This is a genomic window from Streptomyces gelaticus, from assembly GCF_014649535.1.
Taxonomy (GTDB): Bacteria; Actinomycetota; Actinomycetes; order Streptomycetales; family Streptomycetaceae; genus Streptomyces; species Streptomyces gelaticus.
Genome location: NZ_BMTF01000056.1, coordinates 1 through 6,808, shown reverse-complemented (window position 1 = coordinate 6,808; position 6,808 = coordinate 1). Strand labels below are relative to the sequence as shown.

Below are 6,808 nucleotides of genomic sequence, written 5' to 3'. Positions count from 1 at the left end.
GCGCGCGGTTCGCTCCGCGAACACGACGCGCCGCCGCTACGCGGCGGAAGACGACAACGCACTCCGTGCGTTGTTCCCGGACTTCGTCCGGGGTTGCCGGTCCACTCCGTGGCCCGGGGCAGTCAACTTCGTTGACTGCGGCCCGGATCGCTCCGCGATCCGGGCGGCGGGCCGTGCTCCGCACGGCCCTTGGGCTGGCTAGGTGTTGGGGTGGCCTTGCTGGGGAGTGTGGTGACGGGTCGTGAAGACCGGGGCTTCCTACTCCGGGTCTGGTTTCTTGAGTCCCTGTCAGGCGGGTTCAAGGGTTGCCAGGAGCGGCCCTGTGCAGATTGCAGACTGGCGGTTCAGCAACGCTTCTGCAGTCGGTGTGCGTCACTCTTGATACCCAGCTAGGTTAAGGAGTGTGAGCCGATGCCCTGCTGCTGTCCTTGGGGGCGTTCTTCTGTGTCTTGGTTGTCGCTGAAAAATGCATGCTACTGCACAGGGATCCGGGTCTTTTCTGGCTTGGAAATATATCTGAAGCGGTCGAGGAGAGGAAATTTTGGTGACGCTGAAGGAGTTGTTTCCGCATCAGGTGGAGGCGGTCGACGCGGTTCTGAGGGTCTTGCAGACGCCTGCGAGCGGGCATCTGCCGGCCGAGGGGCTGCGGACCCAGGTCATCGCCGCGACCGGCTCCGGGAAGACTCTGATCGCCGTCGCGGCCGCCGAGAGCCTCGGCGCGCGGCGTGTCCTGGTCCTGGTTCCGACACTGGATCTGCTGACCCAGACCGCGGCCGCGTGGCGGGAAGGAGGCCGTGCAGGGGCAATGATCGGGGTCTGCTCGCTCCGGACCGCCGACTCCGACGGTGTGCCGTGCACGACCGACCCTGGCGAACTCGTCTCCTGGGTAAAGGGGCTGGAGCGGGTGACGGTGTTCGCCACGTACGCCGCCGTCGGCCTCGGCACCCTCCAGCGTGCCCATGCTGTCGGTCTTGGTGCGTTTGACCTGATGGTCCTCGACGAGGCGCACCGCACCAGTGGGTACGCCGGGAAGCCGTGGGCTGCGGTGCACGACCAGGCGAAGATGCCGGCGACCCGGCGGTTGTACATGACTGCCACGGCCCGGATTTGGGAAGCACCCGAGCACGCTCAGGGTGGTGAGGGCAGGGAGCCGCGGCTGATCGCGAGCATGGATCCGGGGTCGCGGGTGTTCGGGCCGGTGGCGTACAAACTGACGCTCTCCGAAGCGGTGAGCCGGGGGCTGGTGGCGCCGTATCAGGTGGTGTGCATCGACATCAGCGACCCCGAGTTCCATCAGCTGCGTCAGGAGGTCGGGTACGGGTCGGACGCCGCACGCGGAGCACGGCTCGCGGCGTTGCAGACCGGGCTCGTGACCGCGGCCGCCGAGGAGAGCCTGCGCAAGGTCCTGACGTTCCACAGCCGGGTCAATGAAGCCGAAGCCATGGCCACAGGAGTCGTCGACGCAGCCCGGAAGCTCTGGGAAGACGATCCGCAACGCTACCCGGAGCCGGGACGGGTATGGGCCAACTGGCTGTACGGCGAACACCCACCCGCCCACCGGCGTGCCGTGCTGGAGGAGTTCGCCTCCGACGTCATCGAGGACCAGGCGCAGCTGGTCGAGGGTGGTGCCGGGGGGCGCAGCAGGGGCGGGCTGCGGTCGGGGAAGGGGTTGGTGCCGGCGGCGTTGCGGGTGTTGAGCTCGGTGAAGGTGCTGGGTGAGGGTGTCGATACGGCGAATTGTGATTCCGTCGCGTTCTGTGATGCGAGGGGGTCGATGATCGATATCGTGCAAATGGTCGGGCGTGCCCTGAGGATCAAGCCGGGGGAAGGGAAGATTGCTTCTCTGATTGTTCCGGTATTCCTTGCTCCGGGTGAAACACCGGGCGAAATGCTGACCTCGGACGCCTACGGAACCCTCGCGAAGGTCCTCTCAGCGCTGCGGGCGCACGACACCGAAACCATCGAACACCTCGCGGATCCCCGTATCCGGAGCGGTAGTTGGCTCCCGGAGGGAGCCGATGAGATCGAGGCGGTAGCTGAGCGGGAGGTGTCGGAGGGTGAGCGGGTACCGAGTGCGCCCGCGCGGGAGCTGCTGAAGTTCAGCACGCCCCGGGATCCGGCGCTGTTGGCGCGGTTCGTAAAGCTGCGGGTGATCGAGCCGGAGAACACGTTCTGGAGGCGCGGTATCCAGGCATGCGTGCGGTACGTGAAGGAGACCGGGACGGATCAGTTGCGGGTGCCGTACGACTACGTCACCCCCGATGACTGGGTTCCGGCCGGGTTCCCGCTGGGGACCTGGCTCGCCGACCAGCGCAAATCCCACAAGGCAGGGCGTCTCGATTCGGGGCGGGTGGAACAGCTCGACGGGCTGGGCATGGTCTGGTCGCACCAGGACGTCGCATTCGAGGAAGGCCTCACGGCCGCCCGCGCCTGGGCGGCCGTGCACGGACATTTGCTGCCGCCCGCGACCGCGGTATGGGACGGATACCCGGTCGGAACCTGGACCAAGAACCAGAGATTCGCCGCCCGGGCAGCGGATCAGAACGCGCAGCGGCGGGAAGACGGCCTCCCCGTCCCTTCCAGTGCGGGTGCCTTGACCGAGGCGCGGCGTGAGGCGTTGGAGGAGATCGACCCGGGATGGTGCCCGGTATGGGACACCGGGTGGCAGCGGTGCTTCCGGCTCGTCCAGAACCTGCTCCAGGACGGCGGGGCCTTGCCGGCGGCGGTCGGCAAAGTGATCGTGCAGGGCGAAGACCTCGGGAGGTGGGTGGCCGCGCAGCGGCACGGGTGGGAACAGCTCCTGCCCGCGCAGCAATGGCTCCTGGAGAACGTCCTCGGAATCGAACCCGCCGAAGAGGCAGAACGGCCGGTGCGGCGGACGCAGGACGACATGTGGGCGATCAACCTCCGCGCCGCACAGCAGTTTCACGCCCGGGAAGGACACCTGAGGGTACCCCGTAAGCACGTCGAGCAAGTGGGAACGGAAGAGGGCCCAGGAGGTCGTCAGGGCGGCGCTGAAGGGGGCGTGGTGGTCAAGCTCGGCACATGGCTCGACAACGTACGCAAAAGGGCCGGCAAGCTCACCGAACAGCGCCGTGCGGACCTCGACCGCCTCGGCATGCGCTGGTAGAGGCGGGCGGTAGGAGCGGCGGTCATGGCACGCGGTGCGGCCGTTCCCTGTACACGTGGGCCCGAATGGCGATCCCGGCAACGAAAGGCTGGCGCGAGGGGCTGCGGAGGTTTGCCCTCTGCACCTACCTTGCATGTATGGCTCTGGGGGATGATTTGCTCCTGCTCGCGATAGTTCCGGGCAGGCGACGTATACGGATACGGGGCGGGGACCGGCTCCGGTTCGCCCTGCGGGCTTCAGAGTTGGTAGATCTGGGCCTGGCCGGACGGATCACAGTCGGCCCCCGGCAGATCGAGGTGACAGGCTCCCAGCACGTCGAAGACCGCCGCCTGAGCAATGTCCTGCGCAGCCTGAGCGCGGCGGCTCCCCCGCCCAGCCTCAAGGACTGGCTGCGCCGGACACCGCGCTCCTTGACCATCGAGTACCTTTCCCGGCTCGAGGACCAGAAGGTGGTCCGTGTCCGCAGGTGGCGCGACCCCGGTGGCCGTGCCCGCCACGACATTCTCTTTGTCGACCTGCCGCGCCGCCGGGCGCTGCTGGCCCGTCTCGACAGCGTGGTCCGCTCCGGCTCCGCAATGCCGGAGGCCGCCCACAACACATCTCTTGCCATGCTCGTCCAGGCTGCGGGCCTGGCCCGTGCCGCCTATCCAGGCTTGCGGGGCATCACCGGTCGCCGCCGTTTGGCAGCCCTCTCCGCCCCCGCCCTTTTCATGCCCGCCAGCGCCAGAACGTCCCTGGACGCCGACGCGGAACTCGCAGCAGCGCTGACCACCGGTGCCGACGCTCTCACCCGCCAACTTTTCGGCGAGCTGAGCGACCTCTACGCCGACTTCACCACCGGCGGCCACAGCCTCGCCCACGGTCTTGACCCGGGCAGTTGGTCCGAGGGAGGCACTGCCGGCACCGGCCACCACAGCAGCGGGCACGGAAACGGCAGCCACGGCGACTGATAAACACCAACAAGCGAAGGCGTGCGGACGTGAGGGGCCTGGGGGAAGCGTCGTACAGCGGGCAGCGGCGGCCCGGCTCCACGACTGCGGGCATCGGGCGCTGACCGGGGCGCCGCGATATCCGTCCCGAGCCGGTGACCGGCTGGTGGCCACCGGGCACGAGCCTCGGTGGACGAAGCTGCACGAGGACGGTGCGGAGCTGCGTCTGATCCACATCGACGCGCCCGAGGACCACGGGAACTGGAGGCTGGAGGCGGTCCGTCGGGCCGTCAGGCAGGTGCTGACGGGGTCGTGGTGGTCAAGCTCGGCACATGGCTCGACAACGTACGCAAACGCGCCGGGAAGCTCAATGCGGGACGGCGGGCCGAACTCGATGCCCTCGGGATGAGCTGGTAGAGCCCGGGCGCGGCGGGGCAGCGGTCCGGGTGGCTGGTTCGTCGTGGTCGTGTGGCGGAAGGCGGGGTGGGTGTGATGCCTGTCCAGGCTTCTGCGCGTCGTCGTTATGGTGCCCTGCACCGTGCGGGGCCGTTACGGTCTCAGTAGAGCTGACGGCGCGTTGATTTCTCGGCTTTTGAAGTTTGAACTGCTGTGTCCATGTGGTCTGTTGCGGGAAGGTCGGTGAGCTTTGTGGCTTCGGCGGGGGTGGCGCGGGTGTGGGTACGGGTGACGGGGGTGGTGGCGTTCCTGGGAACGGTGGGGCTGGTGTTGGTCGTGGTCCTGGCTGATCTGGACACGGCTGGTCAGGCTGCGGGCGTGGTGGGGTCGGTGGTGGCGCTGGTGGGGTTGCTGGTGTCGGTGGTCTCCCTGTTCCGTGGCGGGGGTTCCGGGGGTGGGCGTCGTGTGCGTGGCGGGCGTGGTGCGGTGGTGGCGGGTGGTGACATCACGGGCTCGGCGCTGGGAAAGGACTCGAAGGTGACCGGTCCCCGCACCCCGCCGAGGAGAGTCTCCTCTCGGCGGGACGGAGATGATGTGCGGGCCGGGCGGGACGGGGTGGCGGCTGGTGGCGACATCACCGACAGTGCCCTTGGCGAGGGTAGCGAGCGGTGAGCCTGTTCCCTCGGGCTCGTCGCAAGTCCGGTGATTCTGGAGACAGTGCGGCTATCTCAGGGATGGCGCGCCGGGTATCCGCCGGGGCGGGTTCGGTTGCGGCCGGCGGGGCGATCACCGGTTCCGCGCTGGGTGACAACAGCCGGGTCACGTATGTCGAGAAGCAGTACGTGGCGCGGGACGAAGTGCCGGTGCAGTGGCCTTTGGTGGTGGGGACAATGCCGGTGCTGGCGTCCGCGTTCCAGCCACGCGAGCAATTGCGTCAGGCAGTGGACGAGGCCCGTGGGGACGGGCGGAGCGTCGTGCTGGCGAGCGATGCCGGGCGCGGTGAGCGGTCGCGGTTCGGTACGGGTACGTCGGTGCAGGTGATGTCGGGCGGCGGCGGGGTGGGTAAGTCGCAGCTGGCCGCCGCTTACGCCCGTGAAGCGGTCGAAGACGGCGTGGATCTGGTGGTGTGGGTGTCAGCGAACGACATCCAGCAGGTTCTGACCGCCTACGCGCAGGCCGCTCTGCTGGTGCAGGCGCCTGGCCGTACCGGCACGGATCTGGAAGCGGACGCTCGGTCCTTCGTCGGCTGGCTGGCGGCCACCGACCGCCAGTGGCTGGTCGTCCTGGACGATGTCACCGACCCGGATGCGATCGAGCCCTGGTGGCCGGACAGTCAGCGCGGCAGCGGCTGGGCCCTTGCCACCACGCGTCTGAAGGACCCACGCCTGACCGGCGGCGGCCGGGCCCGCATCGACGTCGACATCTACACCCCGGCCGAGGCGCTCGGCTACCTCACCGCCCGCCTCGCCCACGACCGCAAAGCCCACCTGGCCGACCACCAGGCCCCGGACCTTGCCGAGGCACTCGGCTACCTGCCGCTGGCACTGGGGCACGCAGCCGCCTACATGCTCCGTGAGAACGTCTCCTGCAGCACCTACCTGGAACGGTTCACCAACCGCGCGACCCGCCTGGACGAGCTCCTGCCTCACTGGGCGGACGCCGAACGCTACGGCCGGCAGGTCACCACCACCCTGCTCCTCGCCCTCGACGCAACCGACCAGGACCCCCACGGGCCCCTGGCCCGCACCGCCCTCCGCATCGCCGCCCTCCTCGATCCCGCCGGACAGCCCGCCGCGCTGTGGACCACCACCGCCTTCCTCACCTACCTCACCCAGCAGCAGCCCGCCACCCCTGCCCGACGGACCCTCGCCCCGCGCCGCTGGCGCAGAAGCGTGGTGCGGACTGTTACGGGTGACGAGGCAGGCGCAGCACTGCGGCTCCTCGACCGGTACGGACTGATCACGTACGACTCCGCCGACAACCTCCGCGCGGTACGTATCCACGCGCTCACCGCCCGGGCCGTACGCGAGACCATCCCTCAGGACCAGCAGCCGACGACCGCCGTCACCGCTGCCGACGCCCTCGTCGAGATATGGCCAGCCCCCGACCACACACAACGCGAACTGGCCGGCGCGCTACCCACCAACACGCACTCCCTCACCACCCATGCCGGTGACTCGCTATGGGCGTCTGACACCCACCTTGTGCTTTTCCGCGCGGGGGTAAGCCTCCTCAACGCACACCTGCACAGCGCCGCCTCGTCGTACTGGGAGCACTTGGTCTTCGACTGCGGGCGGCTGCTCGGTAGCGAACACCCCCACACCCTGACCACCCGCACCAACCTCGCCACCTC

General features: G+C 68.7%; 5 protein-coding genes. All 5 read left to right on the top strand.

All coding sequences use genetic code 11. The annotated features are described in order from the left end of the window. The first annotated feature begins 544 nt into the window (after positions 1-544). The gene (locus tag IE107_RS34110; RefSeq protein WP_189548222.1) at positions 545-3,130 is read left to right on the top strand and encodes a DEAD/DEAH box helicase; all 2,586 of its coding nucleotides are present in this window, start codon (positions 545-547) and stop codon (positions 3,128-3,130) included. Continuing rightward, positions 3,046-4,080, top strand: a complete 1,035-nt coding sequence (locus IE107_RS34105) for a GOLPH3/VPS74 family protein (protein WP_308434282.1) — start codon at positions 3,046-3,048, stop codon at positions 4,078-4,080. The genes IE107_RS34110 and IE107_RS34105 overlap by 85 nt, the downstream gene beginning before the upstream one ends. 291 nt (positions 4,081-4,371) lie before the next feature. Continuing rightward, complete coding sequence (locus IE107_RS34100) at positions 4,372-4,476, top strand: helicase associated domain-containing protein (RefSeq protein ID WP_189548220.1); 105 nt, start codon at positions 4,372-4,374, stop codon at positions 4,474-4,476. A 222-nt stretch (positions 4,477-4,698) separates the two neighbouring features. Continuing rightward, positions 4,699-5,127: a hypothetical protein gene (locus tag IE107_RS34095; protein ID WP_189548219.1), complete on the top strand. Its 429-nt coding sequence runs from the start codon at positions 4,699-4,701 to the stop codon at positions 5,125-5,127. Positions 5,128-5,189: 62 nt separating this feature from the next. Continuing rightward, positions 5,190-6,808: NB-ARC domain-containing protein (locus IE107_RS34090; protein ID WP_268246644.1), on the top strand; the 1,619-nt coding region annotated here is incomplete at its 3' end.

Excerpts from the sequence above, each read along its gene's own strand:
- IE107_RS34105 (WP_308434282.1), top strand. The coding sequence starts at position 3,046 with ATGGCTCGACAACGTACGCAAAAGGGCCGGCAAGCTCACCGAACAGCG.